Here is a 15,035-nt window from a genome sequence, read left to right on the forward strand (position 1 = left end):
TAGGCGCGTCAACTTTCGTTGACGTGAGGGTGCGCAGGTATCAGTCATCAACCGAAACGTGTAATCGCCAGCCCGGGCAACGGCCCATGCCCCTACCGTGGAAGATCATTTGCGGGACAACCCTTAGGTTCCGCGACGGGGATGGTCGGCCAGGTTCGTCTGCGGTGCTGGCCGACCACCCAGTCGGGAGGGTGTAGTGCCAGCCTTCCTGCCATTGGAACGGCGCGTCGACCAGGTCGTCGATCAGGGCACCGGTCAGAAGGCAATCAAGGGCCCACCTATTGGCCGAGTGCGCAATGATCAGTACGCGCTGACCGCTCCAGCCGACGCCCAGGTCCCCGAGGTAGTCCGCGGTGGCGTCGACGACCTCGCGATAGCTCTGTCCGCCTGGGAAAGGGACGTCGATGTGCCGACTGCGTTCGGCGGCGAGAACGGACACCGAGCAGCCGTTGAACTCGCCGTAGTTACATTCCCGCAGCCGTGAATCGTGGTGGATCGGGATCGAGGTGTCAGCGAATGCGATCTGAGCGGTCTCCACCGCCCGGTGCAGGTCTGACACAAAAACGGCCGTGAGGTTGTCGTCGCGACGCCGGTCACCGAGCTGAGCGGCAACGCGCCGCCCCGCGACGGAGAGCCTCCCGGGCAGCCAGCCGGTGGCGATGCCCTTCTCATTGTCCTCGGTGATCGAATGAGTCTCATAGACAATGTCGACGGCCATTGCGGCTCCGCTCCCGTCGCGATTCCGACCGCCCGCGCGCACGGCTGCTCCTGACATGTGACGGAACTCCCGGATTCGACACATCTACTCCGCTTGGGCCGCCAGAGAGTACGGCCGATTGTGTGCGCCGCCCACGACGACTGGGATCTCCTGGCCGACACCCTTCACTCGTCCCGTCTCCCTTTCGAGTTCCACGACCCGAAGCGCGGGACCCTTCCGCTCGAACAACCCGGCGGAACTGGAGGCGGAGATCTCCCGACTACGAGCCGAGCTGGGGACGTACCGGGAGGGGCGTGGGTCGGGTCGCGCGCACAAGGAGTGCCACGGGAACGACTAGTCGCTTTCCATAAACGAGCGATGGCGCGAACGAGCTATACCGAGCAGTTCCTTTTCCAGCTTGTGCCGGTTCCTGCCACGCGTCTTGAGAGCGTGACAGTTCGGGCAGAGAGCGATCATGACTTCGGGTATGTCCCGTCCGGTACGGGCCAGGCCATTAACATGGTCGACCTCGAGAAGGGGTTCGTCCGCGTCGGTGCGATCGAGCGGGTGTCCCATGCAGGACGGGTTTTCGCAGCGGCCTGCGCTGCGGAGTACCACTGCTTCCCGGGCAGCGGGTGAGCGCATATACCGCTCCACTTGAGCAATCTTGGATCGGCGGGTTCGGCCGGCTTCCGTCCGACGAGCGGCCGCCGCTAGCCGCTGATACCTCTCACGGGCACTAGTCCGCTTCGTCTCCGGGGCTGAGTCCACCTCAATGGGGATGACATCGACAGAGTCGTCATGAAGTTGCCCGTCATCTTCGTTGAGAGCCTCGATGACCTCAGGAGGCCAGGTCTCCCGCATCGGCGAGGGCACCGGCGCGAGGATCCAAACGAACTCTCGGCGGTGCAGACCGTCCTGACCGAGACCCCAGCGCTTCCGGCGCTGAACGACGACAGCCCAAGTCTCGAATGTCCAGTGGCCGTTGTAGGGCTTGTGCCAGTAGCGCAGAGCTTTCTGCTGCTCCTGGTACTCCGCCATCCTGCGATTGCCAGCACTCAAGGTCTGCTCGCCGGACAGCCCATCGCCGGTGTAGGCGATCCAGTCCATCTCCGGCAGGCGTTGGTCAGCGTATGGCCCCTTGTCGTCCGAATAGACGGTGAGGATGCCATCCGCGAGCGGAGTGATACCCAGTACCCGATTGCCTCCATAAACCTCGGCGATTGCGTTGCGATGCGGATACGGCTCCCCGGGAACAGGACGCAAGCAGGTGGCAACCTGTCCGGCCACCAACTCCTTTAGCCCCAAGGCTTCCAGCAACATCGGAGGCGTCGGAGTGAAGAACCGAATGATCAACGTGCTGACAGCCCATGCCGCCAGCTCCATGTCCTCGGACAGACGGTCGTAGTCCCGTTTCGGCAACCCAGCAAGAGGGTTCGCCTCATCCAGCGCAGACAGCTTCGGACGCCGCCCTTGACTCGTCAGGGGAAGGTCAGCGGACTCCGCGACCTCCCACAGCTTGTCCCGCTGCAACGCCCAGAAGGGATACAGCACATCCTGCTGGCCGTCGGATGAGTCGGTGAACGCGGTGAGCAGCGGCCCCACGGCCTCCTTGACCACCGACCAGGGCTGCTCCCGCGGGCGCCCATGGACAGCTTGGGCGATGGCCCACAAGAGCAACAGCGGCCGGTGCAGCGGTTGACCGGTGCGCCGGTGAGCCGGGCGCAGCTTCCCTATTCGCTCGATCAGATCCCGTCCGTCGGTCACTTCGTCACTCCAGCCCTCTAGTACTACTAGTAGGACTATCTGACCAGACGGCACTGACACTGCTCCCGTACCGGCACCCACGTCGACTCTAGGCTTGCGCGCGGCATGCGAAAGGGAGCACTCACACCGGAAGCCGGCCTGAGAGAATGCCCAGGTCAGATGCCGAAAGCGGCTCCTCCAGGAGACGCCCTCCGGAGCCGCGTGCGCAGGGACACCCTTCCTGAGGTGCCGCACGGCCAACGAGTGATCTATGTGCCCGGCCGGACGGTCAACCGCATGGCTGGCGCCTACCGGGGCGAGGCCAACACCGACGCCCGCGACGCCTACGTCATTGCCGACATCGCCCGTCTGCGGCGGGACTTCGTTCCCGTCGAGGTGTGCACAGACCCTGGCCGCGGACCTGGCCCTGCTCACCACACACCGGTCTGACCTGATCACCGACCGGGTCCGTCTACTCAACCGCCTCCACGACGTGCCTACCGGCATCAGCCCGGCGCTGGAGTCGGCCTTCGATGACGCCGGCCACAAGGGCGCCCTGGTTCTGCTCGCCGGCTACCCAGACCCCCGCCGCCCTGCGCCGGCGCGGGCAAACCGGCCTGACCCGTTGGCTCGGCGCCTGAGGCGTGCGCCACCCCGGCACGGTGGCTGAAACTGCCCTCGCTGCCGCGCACGCTCAGCGCATCATCCTGCCCGGCCAGGACACGGCCGCGTGCACTGCCGCGGACCTCGCTCAGCAGGTCCTGCCCCTGGACGACCGGCTCAAGCAACTCGACCGGCAGATCCGCGACGCTCTCCGCAGCCATCCGCACGCCGCCGTCATCGAATCGATGCCCGGCATGGGCCGCATCCTCGGGGCTGAGTCCTCATCGCTGCGGGAGACCTGGCGGCCTACCCGGACGCCGGACATCTCGCCTCCGCCGCCGGCCTGGTCCCGATAGCCAAGGACTCCGGACGCCGCACCGGCAACCTGCACCGGCCCACGCGCTACAGCCGACGCCTGCGCCGCGTGCTCTACCTCTCCGCCCAGACCAGCATCATCCGCGACGGCCCCAACCGCACCTACTACCTCAAGAAACGAGCCGAGGGCCACAAACACATTCCTGCCGTCATCGCTCTGGCCCACCGTCACGTCGACATCCTCTGGGCCCTGCTCCGCGACAACCGCCCTTTTACCTCTACACCACCAACAGCGCACGAGGCAGCCGCTTGACCTCGGCCCCTCGGGAGTAGCCTCACGCCGTGATCACAGCCGAGCAAGCACGTGAAACCGTCGAGGCACACCTCGCCATCATGCCCACCGAAGACGACATCGCCGCAGTCATCGTCAGCGTCACGGAACATCCCTTCGGCTGGGAGTTCCACTATCAAAGCTCGGTTTGGACCAGAACCCGACAGACCGGCGATATGTGGGTGGGCACCGGCCCCATCGTCGTAGACCGGCGCGACGGCAGCCTGCACCAACTCGGAGGCCACCAGTTCGGCGACACCGTCGCCGCCTACCAGCGTCAGTACGACAACGAGACATCAATACGCCAAGATCAGGCCCCTTGACTCCCCCATTAAGACTCCGCCGACCTTTGTCAGTGCCATCCGCTTGTGGCGTCCAGCCCCTTGACAAAGTCACGAGACGAAAGGCTCTATCACGCCGCAGGACAACCACGCCGAGCCTGACTGTCGCGCACCACGAGTCAGGGCCGGTTTCCTGTGAAGGAAACCGGCCCTGACCTGATCCTTACTCGGGCTGGCACCCGCGCCTGCTCCATAAGCAGACGTCTGTCCGGTGCGACCTCGACAGAAGACGACGACAAAAGGCGATAGCAGTGCTACATTACAATCATGTCGCAGCGGAGTGCTGAAAATGCTTCGAGCGTCGAAATAACGATGCTCAAGCTACATAAATCTTGCATGAATCACATTGAGCAAGCAACAAGATCAAACGAGTCTGAAATAAATCGGGTTCTCCATCTTGAGGCCGATCTAGCCGTATGGCTTGAAACTCTAAAGTTGCAGCCAGAATCCCAGCAACTACAATCTGCTCATCGCGACTTTGGGTTTGCCTTCTACGCCGCAATGAGCGGCCTTTACCGCCAGGCATTCTCTAGCTTGAGGTCTTTCCTCGAAGTTACGGTCGGCGCAACCTATCTAAGCTCCCACGAATTTAAGCGGCGGCAGTGGGTTAGCGGACTTCTCGACATAAGCTGGTCGTCAATCACCTCAAAAGAAGATGGACTCTACTCTGCACCATTCCTGAAAGAGTTCTGCCCAGAAGCAATGGACGAACGAGAGGAGATGCTCGACAGCCTGAAGCAGGCGTACAGGAGATGTTCGGAATATATCCACGGGAACGTCTCGACTTCCCAATTACTGCCCACCCACATCTCTTACCGTGAAGACATCGCCAAGGAATGGCTTTCGGTCGCGGCCTCATCCCTGACTGCAGCAATTCATTGCCTCATGGTCAGATACTATAAAGACTTGCCGCAAGCCGAAAAGGGGGTAGTGGAAGGCTCCCTTGAGGATCACTTTTCCCACCTCATATCCACTAGGCAGTTGCTAGGTCTTCCATTGGAGGAGCGAACCTCGTGAGCGCAAACGAACTTCACTTCCGGACAGAAGATCTCACACTGGAGGATGTCGGGAAGTACTTTGTCGAAACGGAATTTGACCGTCAGACCATCAACTCCCTAAAGAGTAGGAAGACAATAGTCCTACAGGGTGCGCGAGGCGTAGGTAAGTCCTTTCTTCTGAAGGCCCAGAAGGAGCTGAATGAAGACTTCTCTAACTCCAAGACGCTCGCTATTTATGTCACCTTCAACAAGTCCGGCCTTCTCGACAGCTCAGATTCGGAACGCTTCAAGCACTGGATGCTCGCCAAGATCTGCGAGAGGATAATTCGCGAGGCCCGAAAGAAGGGTCTGCTGCAAAGCCAGAGTAGCGTCTTCGCCACGCTCTCAAGCAGCCAAAGCGACGACGCCACCGCGTCCCGACTCGAAACTCTCTGGAAAACCGTGGAGGACTCCTGGAGGAACGAATCAGCTCCGCTCGAAGTCGACTCCGGAATTGATCCGGAGATGATTAAAGATGCAGTCGAGGATCTATGCGACCAGACTGGCACGAGCAGGATTGTACTACTCATCGATGAAGCAGCACATGTATTTATCCCTGAGCAGCAGCGACAATTCTTCACAGTGATGCGTGACCTCCGAAGCCCATACCTATCGGTCAAGGCAGCGGTATACCCGGGCGTGACGTACTTTGGCGACTCTTTTCAGTTGAGTCACGACGCAGAATTGATCAACGTTAACCGCAACATCCAAGATCCGACCTATCTCACCTCCATGCGCGAAATCGTGATTCGCCAGGACCCGTCACTAGAGGCTTCGATAACTCCAAATGGGGCAGTCTTTGACGCTCTGGCATTTGCTTCTAGCGGAAATCCACGAACTCTACTAAAGACGATATCAGCCACATCTAGGCTGAACTCAAATAACGCCCAGCGCGTCATGAGGGAGTACTATCGCGACACCATGTGGGGAGAGCACTCCGCTCTCGGCGATCGATACATTGGCCACCGCGCCGTGATCGATTGGGGTCGCGAATTCCTGCAACAGCACGTGATCCCAATGTTGCGAGGCAAACAGCGTCAGACGGGGGATGCCGATAAGCGAATATACCTTTGGATTCATCGCGACGCCCCTGCCGCCGTAAAAGAAGCACTGCGCCTTCTCTGCTACAGCGGGATTCTGCATGAGGCTGGCAGCGGGCTGGTTGCGACTCGTGGTCTAACTGGGACCCGATACATGTTGAACGTCGGAATACGAACCGCTCCCGAAGCAGATCCGGTCACGGCAACGAACTGGTTGCGAGGGAACATATCTATTAAGCGAATGGTCGAATTTGGGGCCAATCACGAGCTCTATGAGAGCATCGCTCGACTTGATGTCGAAAAGATGGACGAGGAACGGCAAGAGTTCATCAAATCGCAGCTCGGTCGAACCGTTGACGAGTTGGATATGACTGCTTTCGCTCGGGGGCGGCTCAAGGACCTTGGCTTCGATACGGTGGGAAAGATCCTCGCGGCCTCCGAGACTGATTTTCAGCAAGCAAAATGGGTCGGCCCGGTACGGTCGCGCCAAATGATGAACATCGCAACTGCCGCAGTGATGGAGTATTTGTCCGGCTGATGCATGTGTCCTTTGTGCGCGATCACGGCAGCTACGCTTCGGTCTGGAGCTCCGGCACCCCACGGCGCTCCAGAACTGCGTGTCTAAGTGAGTGACAACGATCGCGTACACCAGCCCACGTCCACGCACGTTCAGGGACAGCCGGAGCAGGTCAGCGCCCCGTGCCTCACTGGTCTGATCACTACCAAGATTGCTTCGGGACGAAGAGGTCGGGCTGCAGTTCGGCGCAGATCGACAGTCGCGTTCCGTTAGGGTGCGCCAGGTGATCAGCGATGTCCCGGTCTGTCCTGAGTGCGGCCAGCCGATGAGCTCTGGTGGACTCGTGCTCTCCAAGCGCGAGGACGACGGCCGGCGTGCCTGCCGATCTCTGTGGAGGTGTGCCAGTCGACATGTCTGGTGGAGATGGGCGGATCGAGCGGACGAGCCCTTGGAGATCTGCCCTGTGCCAGAACTGTTCCGCTGACATCAACGACCATGCACAGCCGCAGCCTTGGGCGGTTACAGACGGTCCTCGCCCTCGGTGACGTCAACTGCCGTGTCCCGGACCAGCTGCCGGGCCCGTTCCGCCTGCGAACCGGGCCCGGCTCCGGTGCGCGCAGCTGGGCCCAGTCAAGGCCGAGGCGGATCGAACTCCGCAGGCGGTGATCAGTCTGCTTCGATCAGCCGGGAGCCTGTGACCTGCGTAGACGCCTGGGACCGAAGGGCCCTCCGGAGCCGTTTGCGCACCGAGGCCCTCTTCTGCTCTTGCTCCCTGACGTGAACGGCTACTGGCTCCAGGTCCCGACCCTGCTCTCGAGCCTCAGGCTATGCGTCGGAGAGCGGTCAGCGACAGGCGGCGAGATCACTCGCGTCAGGCGCCGATTCCGCCGGAGACGAGATCACTGCGGCAACTCCCATAGCAACACACCGCCCTCACGGACTCGACATGTGCTGACCTGCTCGTCCAGTTCCGCGTCGGAGAAACAAGGCGTCGTACAAAGGCGCGTCGGGGAAGGGAAGCACTTCTCCGAACCACTCGTATCCCCATGACTCGTACAACGCCCGGACCTTGGGATGATCCCGCTCGACCAGGAGCGTCACGCGTTCCTCTGGCCGGTCGCGTAGCAACTCATCGTGGATGTGTCGGGCGACGCCCGTTCCGCGGGCCTTCTCGACGACCATGAGTTCCGAGAGAGCGAAGGTGCGGGCGCCAGTCTCCCTGGTTGCGTCTGCCGGGACCGGTGTTTTGAGGCCGTTCCACCAACGCGTCGTCTCCTGGAGCGTGCAGCCATACGCATAGCCGATCGGGGTGTCGTCGAGATAGCCGACGACGGCGGCGAAGCCGGGAACTTCGGTGTTCCAGCCCAGCCGTTCGTTGAACCTCTCGACGCTGTGGAAGTCCTCGCTCAACCGGTCCGCGTAGATCTCCGCGTACACGTCGAGGAGTTGCTGTCGGATGTCGCCCAGACCGGCCGCGTCCCTGCGTTCCAGTCGAAGCCCGTCCATTTTCACGCTCCCGTCTCTCGCGTTTGCTCCAGGAAGTCCGCTGCCGCCGGAACGTACGCGTATCGCTGAAGATGCTGTCGCAGGTCGCCGAGCTTGTTTCGGATGCGCTCGCTTTGAACTCGTCCCGCCAGTGCGACGGCTTCACCGGCTTGGGCTGCGGCGCGCTCAACATCTCCGTTGCTGATGAGGGCTTGAGCGTGTTGAGCGGTGTAGTAGACCCGATTCCGCTCGAAGCGCGGTTCAAGCATGTCGAGGGCGGACGCGGTGAGTTGCTCGGCCCGCCGGTGCTGTCCCAGGGCCTGATGCGCGGCGCCTGCCAGGCCTGTCAGCTCCGCTGAGGTGAGGAAGGACAGCCATGCTACGGGCTGGCCTTGGGTTCGATCGTAGGCCGTCTCAGCGCGGGACAGGGATCGCTGGGCGCGAGTGCGGTCTCCGGTGCGCGCGTGTCCGACGGCCTGACGGCAGTGGAGCAATGCCATCAGCCACGGGTCGCTCTTCGCCTGGCGCGTTTCGACGGCGGCACGACCAATTCGTAGGGCCTCCCTGTCGCGATTGAGGAGGCGAGCCTGCATCGCGAGGTTTGACCAGACACGGGCCTGCAGCATTCCGTCCCCGGAGAGCATGCCGGCCTGGAGGGCTTCGTTGTACAGACCGGTCGCGGCTTCCTGCCGTCCGGCGTCATACGCGAACCATCCGGCGGAAGCGGCCAGATCTCCCATCGCGGAGTACAGGAGACGCTCGATGCGCTCGCCATAAGTGCAGTGATTGACAGCGTTCTGAACGCGGCGCAGGGCTTCGGTAGCGACCTCGTGCAGGGCGCCACCGCCCAAAGAGTGGTCGTACTTGTACAGGGCCGGAACGATGGCTCGAAAGCGCTCAACGTCGCTGGTGCCAAGGCGGCCGACCGAGGGAATGGCGTCCAGACCAAGTGCCGCGACAAGACCAACGGCGATGAACTCCCGCCGTCGTACGGTGTGTCGACCTTTCGCGGGATCCGGCCGCCGAGGCGCAGGCGGGACGTGTGAAGAGCTGCGCGGGATGAAGCCCATGGCCTCGGGGCTGCGGCCGAAGATGTGCTGGAGCGGGAGGAGGTAGCGCGGCCAGGGCCACTGCACGTCGCCTGCAATCCAGCGGCGCACGTGGCGGTCAGTGCAGTTGGCGGGCGTGTCGAAGAGGTCCTCCGCCGCGCTGTTCACCGCGTCCGCAAGCTGCTGATGGGTGTAGCCGAACTCGGTTAACAGGGCTTCGAGCCTGGCGTTTCTCTTGTTGCCCACTTCTGCCCCCTCGCGCACGTGGTCCCTCGACGGTAGTCCTAGCGGCCTCCGCCACTCGGTGAAACTGTCCGGTCGGCTGCGAGTAACTCCCCAGGATCTGTCCTGATGGCCAACAGGCCACTTCGGGTTTCCTCATAGGCGTGACCAGCACATTCGACCTAGGGGGCTACGGTGCTGACGCCAGCCGACATGGACAGACTGATCACAGAGTGGCTTGCCCGCGCTCATCCGGTACCGCCGCAGGCACACGCAGAGTGGTCGCACCAGGGCGTGGCGCTCCTCCCACTCGGCGGTCTCTTTGCAGCAGTCCGATTGCCCTGCGAACTCGTGCAGGCTGCCGTCGGATATGAGGAACCCGCCCCCGTCGCCGCCGCCATTCAGGAATGGCTGAGTGGTCCCGTCATCCACGACCACCGCACGGCGGGTGCCACCTACTACGCCCTCATCAACTGGGGCGCAGGCGTGATCCAGCAATTGGAGCAGGACGAGGATGCGCCGTGCCTCGGCAAAGGCACGTATCTCGGCGTCCCACGGATCGACCGCCGGAAGCCGCCCGGAACCTACTGGGTGGTGCCACCGCGACGCGATGGCGATCTCTGCCGCCCGGCGGCCGTGCGCTCGCTCGTCGCCGCGGGCCGACGCGAGCTCGCACAGCGCGCCAACGCCTGAGTTTGGCCGCCACGAAATCAGACTCCCGCCCACCAAGGGCGGCGGCGGTCACCCACGGCCGCGACAGCTGAACAGGAAGGTGGAGCAAATGCTGGACGGAACCAACCTGTACGGACTCGACATCAACGGGGCTTCCTTCGTGAAGGCCTGCGGAGGCCCCTGCACGGAAGGCTGCGTCACCCTGGCCCGGATCGGCGACAACGCCTGGGCCCTGGGTGACAGCAAGCGGCCGGACACGGAGCCCTTGCGGTTCACCACGGAGGAATTGACGGCGGCCGGGATCGACCCGGCGCGGTTTGGCCTGTCCGTCTGACCCTCCCCTCTTCGGTCGGCCCCGCCCGAGTCCTCCGTCGGGTCGGGGCCGGCCAGTCCTTGGACCTTCGAGACTCTTTCGACCTTCGACACCGAACAGGTACGAGCGGTGCACCATCACGGCTACCTCTGGACCGGCCCGAAAGAGCGCTTCGACAACGAAGCCCTACGACGGCCCCCACACCCTGAGCCGCCCCCGGCCGGAAGCAGGCCCGAGCTGATCCAGCGCTACCGGGAGGTGGCGGCGGAGTTCCGGACCACGGATCTTCCGCCTCTGGAAACGGCGTACTGGCTCGTCAAACCGCGTGCCCTGATTCGTGGCACATGGGACCAGGCCAAGGAAGCCGCGGCCTGGCTCGGGGAGCAACTGGCCGAGTGCGCGCCTCGGTTCGCCTCGGAGAGGGATCGCGAGGTCACCCACCTGGCACGGCTGGTCGACTCCGCTGCCGAGAGGCTCGATGCGGGCGCTGACGTATCGCTCGGCTTCTATCTCGAACGCCCCTCGTATCTGTCGCTGGCGGTGGTGACATGCTCCCCGAACCACTCGAAGACCGAACTGCCGTGTCCTGTCCGGTAATCGCAACTCGCTGGTCAGGCGGATGAGGCCACGGCGCCGGGTGCTGGTTCGGTGATGGGGATGCACTCGTCAGCAACGGCGACTTCCCGGCGTACTGGCGTTATCACCTGCCCCCCCGAACACCACCGAACCCATGAGGACCAGACCATCACCAGGACGGATATCGCCTGACAGCCTGAGGGACCGTGGCTCAACTGGGTTCGGAGAGAAAGACGGTGACCGCATCGGCGAACCGCGCTGGAACATCGTGATGCACGACGTGACCGGCGGGCAGCTCGGCAAGGCGGACTCTGCCGGCACAGCGGGCGACCATGTCTTTGGCGTGATCGACCGCCAATTCGTCGCTGCGTGTTCCATGGACCAGCAGCGTGGGGCAGGACACCGATATCCAGTCGTCCCAGTGATCACCGTTGAGAGCCTTCTGGGACGCCACGGTGTCAGCGATGTCGAATGAGAACCCCCAGCCCTGGGCTGTCTGCCGGAAGGAACACTCCAGGTAGGGCGCCGTCGTGCCCAGAGCCGCGACCAGCGCTTCCCGGGACGGCGTGACACCGGGAAGGCGTGTGGTGAACGACCAGTCGCAGTCCACGACCGCACCGATGTCCTCGACGATCAACGCGCTGACCTTGTCCGCGTGCCGGGCCGCGAACTGGTAGGCGTTCACTCCGCCCAGTGAGTGGCCCAGCACCGGCACAGGGCCGACTTCCAGATGCCGGTGAAAGGCAGCCACATCGGCCACGTACTCGTCCCGCTCGTAACTGGGAGCCCGGTCGGACTCTCCATGCCCGCGTTGATCGAGCGCGATCACTCTCCACCGTGGGGTGAGTGCCGCAGCCAACGGCGCGAACGCCGAAGCTTCGTTGTAATGCCCGTGCAGGGCCAGAAGCGGCCTTCCCGGGCCGCCGAAGTCCAGATACGAGAGCTTGCGCCCGCCCGCCATGAAGAACCTACGCATGGTGCGGATATTAGGAGGCAGTACTGACACTTCGTTGCTGACCAGCAGCCGTCGCAGCCCCCGCGCCGCGCGGGGGCGCGAAGCCCGTCAGGGGACTCTCATCGAGGTACCGGATCTCGTAGACGCGCTCGGTGAACTTCCAGCCGTCCGAGGTGCGCTGGTAGCGGTCGTGGTAGATGGCGTAGTTCACCCCGGACCGGCCGTCGCGGCCGCGCCCGACCTCGGACATGTACGTACGGCCGGACGCGGTGTCGCCGTCGAGCCGGATCAGGCCCGGATGCGTGTTCTGCACCAGGAAGTCCACGAAATCCGGCACCCGTCGGCCCCAGGCGCGGATCTGCTCCTGGCCGGACATCTCGGCGGGGATGTCGGGCATCCGCCACACGCCGTCCGATGTGAACAGCGACGCGGCACGGTCGTAGTCGCGCATCATCACCGCGTCGGTGAACTCACCGCGCAGCGCCGTCATCGTTCGGGTGGCCGACCACCACATCGATCTGAATGCCCATGGTTGCTGAGGCTACTGGCCGCTTCCGACATGCCGGCCCAAACCTCCTGCGCCTGGTTCCGGGACGGTGGGGCGCGAGTCGGTGATCATCGAGGTCGACGGGGTACCTCGTAGGCTGGACATGCACCACGGGCCCCGGGAATTCGCCAGGGTTCCAGAACGGGGCTCCCGGCATCGTCACTACGCAAACCGGCCAAGGAGACCCCGGATGGATGTGATCCAAAAGCCACGCCACCGCAGCATCGACGTGGGCGGCCTCGAGATCTTCTACCGCGAGGCCGGGGCGGCGGACAAGCCATGCGTGCTGCTACTGCACGGCTTCCCGAGCTCCTCGCACATCTTCCGGCAGGTGCTCTCACCGCTGGCCGAGGTGAGCCGGGTCGTCGCCCCCGACCTGCCGGGCTTCGGCTTCTCCGCCGCGCCCGGCACCGACGAGTACGCGTACACCTTCACCAACCTGGCCGACACTGTCGAGGCGTTTCTGGAGCGGATCGGTGTGGGCGAGTTCTTCGTCTACCTGCACGACTTCGGCGCCCCCGTCGGCTACCACCTCGCCACCCGCCGTCCCGACCGCGTCCTCGGACTCATCGTGCAGAACGGCAACGCCCACGACGACGGCCTCGGGAGCCAATGGGACACCGCCAAGGCCTACTGGGCCGACCCCACGGAGGCCAACCGTGCCCGGTTGCCCGAGTGGCTGAACTTCGAAGGCGTCCGTGACGAGTACGCGGGCGGACTGCCGGACCGGCTGCGCGAACTCGCGCCGCCCGAGTCGTGGCACCTGGATTGGGCGCGGCTCTCACGGCCCGGCAACATCGAGGCACAGTTCCAACTCTTCGGCGACTACGGCAACCACGTAAGCCGCTTCGGCGAACTGGCCGACTACCACCGAACCCACCAGCCTCCGTGCCTACTCCTCTGGGGCCGTCACGACCCGTACTTCGACCTGGCCGAGATCATGGGCTATGCCCGGGTGCTGGACCGACTGGAGATGCATGTCTATGACGCCGGCCACATGCTGCTGGAGACCCACGCACCCGAATGTGCCGCGGTGATGCGCGACTTCGTCGCCGGGTACGCCACAGTGGTGGCCTAGTTCTGCCTAGTTCTGCCTAGTTCTGCGGTGCCAGGGTGCGCAGGACGCAGAACTCGTTGCCCTCGGGGTCTGCCATGACCACCCAGGTCGCATCTGGGCCCTGGCCCACATCCGCGTGGGTGGCGCCGAGGCCGAGCAATCTGGTCACCTCGTCCTCGGTGCTGCCGTCGATCGGGCTGACGTCGAGGTGAAGCCGGTTCTTCACGGTCTTGCCCTCGGGCACCTGGACGAACAGCAGGGCGGGCGGCATCTGGCGAGCCCGGACCTCCTCGACGGTCGGCGCCCAGGAGCCGATCTCGACCTTGCCCTCGCTCCGGTCGATCACCTTGAAGTCCAGGACCTCGCACCAGAAGGCCGCGAGTCTCTCCGGATCGTGGCAGTCAACGGCCAACTCGGTGAACCTACTTGTCATGACGCTCCCAGATCGTGCGGACGGGGCTCAGAGTATGGGCCTGTGCCGCCCTCGTCCTGGTCGAGCTCGACAGCGTGTGCAGTCGGCCGCCCGTCAACCCTCCGTGCGGGGCCGCAGGGTCACCTGGAAGTTCTCTCCGCCGTAGAGAGACTCGTAGCGGATCTCCAGGTGCAGGCGCCGAGTTATGAGGTCTATGAACTCGGCATGAGCGTGTGGCTCGTACGGTTCCACGCTCAGCAAGAACTCCTCATAGTCGGTGGCAATGGTCTGCGACTCGGTGAACGTCACGGCGTAGGGCCAGGCGACAAGGCCTTCGCGCGCCCTGTCCGCGCCGGGCTTGTTCCACACGCCGACCACTTCGCCGTCCACCGTCAGGGATGTGCTGAGGACGACGGCCGGGCCGAGGCCGGCGTTGATGAGCCTGATCCCCGCTTTCTCCCCCTTGGACATCCTTCGTTGCAGCTGGAGTATGGGCCGCACCGAGTGGCGGTTGTGCTGTCGTGTCGCGCGTACCTCGTAGACCGAGACGGCGAACGATGCCACGGCGATCGCGACGGCACACGCCGCGATAACCGTCTCCCCGTCCATTCCGGGCCCCCCCTCCTCCGACTCATCCCGCTTGGAATGCCCGGAGGAGGAAGAACCCATGCACCCCGGCGCAGCCTCAGTCGAGACAGAACTCGTTGCCCTCGATGTCCTGCATCGCGATGCAGGACTCGTTGAAGCCATCGGCACGCAGTAGTTGCACGCGTACCGCGCCGAGCGCGATCAGTCGTGCGCACTCGGCTTCGAGCACGGCGAGGCGCTCTTCACCCACGAGCCCGGTGCCCACCCGCACGTCGAGATGCACCCGATTCTTGACGACCTTGCCTTCGGGAACGCGCTGGAAGAAGAGTCGCGGGCCCACGCCTGAGGGATCAATGCACGCGAACGCTGAACCCTGACGCTCAGGCGGCAGGGAGCGATCGAAATCGTCCCAAGAAGCGAACCCCTTCGGTGGCGGCGGTACGACGTACCCCAACACCTCGCACCAGAAACGAGCGACGCGCTCAGGTTCTGCGCAGTCGAAGGTGACCTGGAACTGCTTGATCGACGTCAT

At 63.8% G+C, this 15,035-nt stretch carries 16 protein-coding genes and 2 pseudogenes; 9 read left to right on the forward strand and 9 right to left on the reverse strand.

Annotation, left to right across the window (positions count from 1 at the left end; all coding sequences use genetic code 11):
- Positions 1-40: 40 nt before the first annotated feature.
- Complete coding sequence (locus tag ACTWQO_RS19735) at positions 41-718, reverse strand: histidine phosphatase family protein (protein WP_443238633.1); 678 nt, start codon at positions 716-718, stop codon at positions 41-43.
- A gap of 57 nt (positions 719-775) precedes the next feature.
- Between ACTWQO_RS19735 and ACTWQO_RS19740 the strand changes: the two are divergent.
- Positions 776-1,007, forward strand: a pseudogene (locus tag ACTWQO_RS19740) (hypothetical protein); the annotation flags it as partial.
- A gap of 44 nt (positions 1,008-1,051) precedes the next feature.
- Here the strand turns inward: ACTWQO_RS19740 and ACTWQO_RS19745 are convergent.
- Positions 1,052-2,464, reverse strand: coding sequence for an HNH endonuclease (locus tag ACTWQO_RS19745; RefSeq protein ID WP_443238634.1), 1,413 nt, complete (start codon positions 2,462-2,464; stop codon positions 1,052-1,054).
- 231 nt (positions 2,465-2,695) lie between these two features.
- Between ACTWQO_RS19745 and ACTWQO_RS19750 the strand changes: the two are divergent.
- The 4 genes and pseudogenes from ACTWQO_RS19750 to ACTWQO_RS19765 all read left to right on the forward strand — a co-directional run.
- Positions 2,696-3,674, forward strand: a pseudogene (locus ACTWQO_RS19750) (IS110 family transposase); the annotation flags it as partial.
- 29 nt (positions 3,675-3,703) lie between these two features.
- Entirely contained in the window at positions 3,704-4,015 is a 312-nt protein-coding gene (locus tag ACTWQO_RS19755) for a YrhB domain-containing protein (RefSeq protein WP_443238635.1), read from the forward strand.
- Between the two features lie 354 nt (positions 4,016-4,369).
- Complete coding sequence (locus ACTWQO_RS19760; protein WP_443238636.1) at positions 4,370-5,050, forward strand: hypothetical protein; 681 nt, start codon at positions 4,370-4,372, stop codon at positions 5,048-5,050.
- Positions 5,047-6,648, forward strand: coding sequence for an ORC-CDC6 family AAA ATPase (locus ACTWQO_RS19765; RefSeq protein WP_443238637.1), 1,602 nt, complete (start codon positions 5,047-5,049; stop codon positions 6,646-6,648). Before ACTWQO_RS19760 ends, ACTWQO_RS19765 begins: the two co-directional genes overlap by 4 nt.
- A 912-nt stretch (positions 6,649-7,560) precedes the next feature.
- On the opposite strand, the gene ACTWQO_RS19770 is transcribed toward ACTWQO_RS19765, so the two are convergent.
- Together ACTWQO_RS19770 and ACTWQO_RS19775 are read right to left on the reverse strand one after the other, a co-directional pair.
- Positions 7,561-8,133, reverse strand: a complete 573-nt coding sequence (locus tag ACTWQO_RS19770) for a GNAT family N-acetyltransferase (protein ID WP_443238638.1) — start codon at positions 8,131-8,133, stop codon at positions 7,561-7,563.
- 2 nt (positions 8,134-8,135) lie between these two features.
- Positions 8,136-9,407, reverse strand: coding sequence for a hypothetical protein (locus tag ACTWQO_RS19775; protein WP_443238639.1), 1,272 nt, complete (start codon positions 9,405-9,407; stop codon positions 8,136-8,138).
- Positions 9,408-9,596: 189 nt separating this feature from the next.
- Here ACTWQO_RS19775 and ACTWQO_RS19780 point away from each other — a divergent pair, with 189 nt between their 5' ends.
- The 3 genes from ACTWQO_RS19780 to ACTWQO_RS19790 all read left to right on the forward strand — a co-directional run bounded on the left by ACTWQO_RS19780 (position 9,597) and on the right by ACTWQO_RS19790 (position 10,965).
- Positions 9,597-10,076 carry a hypothetical protein gene (locus tag ACTWQO_RS19780; RefSeq protein ID WP_443238640.1) on the forward strand — a complete coding sequence of 160 codons (480 nt, stop codon included), beginning with the start codon at positions 9,597-9,599 and terminating at the stop codon, positions 10,074-10,076.
- 88 nt (positions 10,077-10,164) lie between these two features.
- Complete coding sequence (locus ACTWQO_RS19785) at positions 10,165-10,389, forward strand: DUF397 domain-containing protein (RefSeq protein ID WP_443238641.1); 225 nt, start codon at positions 10,165-10,167, stop codon at positions 10,387-10,389.
- Between the two features lie 108 nt (positions 10,390-10,497).
- On the forward strand, positions 10,498-10,965 hold the full coding sequence (locus ACTWQO_RS19790) for a hypothetical protein (protein ID WP_443238642.1): 468 nt from the start codon (positions 10,498-10,500) through the stop codon (positions 10,963-10,965).
- A 190-nt stretch (positions 10,966-11,155) separates the two neighbouring features.
- On the opposite strand, the gene ACTWQO_RS19795 is transcribed toward ACTWQO_RS19790, so the two are convergent.
- Both ACTWQO_RS19795 and ACTWQO_RS19800 read right to left on the reverse strand, forming a co-directional pair.
- Positions 11,156-11,905: an alpha/beta fold hydrolase gene (locus ACTWQO_RS19795; protein ID WP_443238643.1), complete on the reverse strand. Its 750-nt coding sequence runs from the start codon at positions 11,903-11,905 to the stop codon at positions 11,156-11,158.
- 25 nt (positions 11,906-11,930) lie between these two features.
- On the reverse strand, positions 11,931-12,389 hold the full coding sequence (locus tag ACTWQO_RS19800) for a nuclear transport factor 2 family protein (RefSeq protein WP_443238644.1): 459 nt from the start codon (positions 12,387-12,389) through the stop codon (positions 11,931-11,933).
- A 247-nt stretch (positions 12,390-12,636) separates the two neighbouring features.
- Between ACTWQO_RS19800 and ACTWQO_RS19805 the strand changes: the two genes are divergently transcribed.
- Complete coding sequence (locus tag ACTWQO_RS19805; RefSeq protein ID WP_443238645.1) at positions 12,637-13,524, forward strand: alpha/beta fold hydrolase; 888 nt, start codon at positions 12,637-12,639, stop codon at positions 13,522-13,524.
- 16 nt (positions 13,525-13,540) lie between these two features.
- Here ACTWQO_RS19805 and ACTWQO_RS19810 read toward each other — a convergent pair whose 3' ends face one another.
- From ACTWQO_RS19810 to ACTWQO_RS19820, 3 genes are all read right to left on the reverse strand, one after another.
- Positions 13,541-13,936, reverse strand: coding sequence for a VOC family protein (locus tag ACTWQO_RS19810; RefSeq protein ID WP_443238646.1), 396 nt, complete (start codon positions 13,934-13,936; stop codon positions 13,541-13,543).
- 93 nt (positions 13,937-14,029) lie between these two features.
- Positions 14,030-14,524 carry a hypothetical protein gene (locus ACTWQO_RS19815; RefSeq protein ID WP_443238647.1) on the reverse strand — a complete coding sequence of 165 codons (495 nt, stop codon included), beginning with the start codon at positions 14,522-14,524 and terminating at the stop codon, positions 14,030-14,032.
- 76 nt (positions 14,525-14,600) lie between these two features.
- Positions 14,601-15,035: a VOC family protein gene (locus tag ACTWQO_RS19820; protein WP_443238648.1), complete on the reverse strand. Its 435-nt coding sequence runs from the start codon at positions 15,033-15,035 to the stop codon at positions 14,601-14,603.

Origin of the sequence: Streptomyces sp. 4N124 (genome assembly GCF_052245395.1) — a bacterium.
Taxonomy (GTDB): domain Bacteria; phylum Actinomycetota; class Actinomycetes; order Streptomycetales; family Streptomycetaceae; genus Streptomyces.

What these genes read in the sequence shown, in the direction of transcription:
- ACTWQO_RS19735 (WP_443238633.1), bottom strand. Translation starts at nt 718, where the DNA reads ATGGCCGTCGACATTGTCTATGAGACTCATTCGATCACCGAGGACAAT.
- ACTWQO_RS19760 (WP_443238636.1), top strand. Translation starts at nt 4,370, where the DNA reads ATGAATCACATTGAGCAAGCAACAAGATCAAACGAGTCTGAAATAAAT.
- ACTWQO_RS19770 (WP_443238638.1), bottom strand. Translation starts at nt 8,133, where the DNA reads ATGGACGGGCTTCGACTGGAACGCAGGGACGCGGCCGGTCTGGGCGAC.
- ACTWQO_RS19780 (WP_443238640.1), top strand. Translation starts at nt 9,597, where the DNA reads ATGGACAGACTGATCACAGAGTGGCTTGCCCGCGCTCATCCGGTACCG.
- ACTWQO_RS19785 (WP_443238641.1), top strand. Translation starts at nt 10,165, where the DNA reads ATGCTGGACGGAACCAACCTGTACGGACTCGACATCAACGGGGCTTCC.
- ACTWQO_RS19795 (WP_443238643.1), bottom strand. Translation starts at nt 11,905, where the DNA reads ATGGCGGGCGGGCGCAAGCTCTCGTATCTGGACTTCGGCGGCCCGGGA.
- ACTWQO_RS19800 (WP_443238644.1), bottom strand. Translation starts at nt 12,389, where the DNA reads ATGACGGCGCTGCGCGGTGAGTTCACCGACGCGGTGATGATGCGCGAC.
- ACTWQO_RS19805 (WP_443238645.1), top strand. Translation starts at nt 12,637, where the DNA reads ATGGATGTGATCCAAAAGCCACGCCACCGCAGCATCGACGTGGGCGGC.
- ACTWQO_RS19810 (WP_443238646.1), bottom strand. Translation starts at nt 13,936, where the DNA reads ATGACAAGTAGGTTCACCGAGTTGGCCGTTGACTGCCACGATCCGGAG.
- ACTWQO_RS19815 (WP_443238647.1), bottom strand. Translation starts at nt 14,524, where the DNA reads ATGGACGGGGAGACGGTTATCGCGGCGTGTGCCGTCGCGATCGCCGTG.
- ACTWQO_RS19820 (WP_443238648.1), bottom strand. Translation starts at nt 15,035, where the DNA reads ATGACGTCGATCAAGCAGTTCCAGGTCACCTTCGACTGCGCAGAACCT.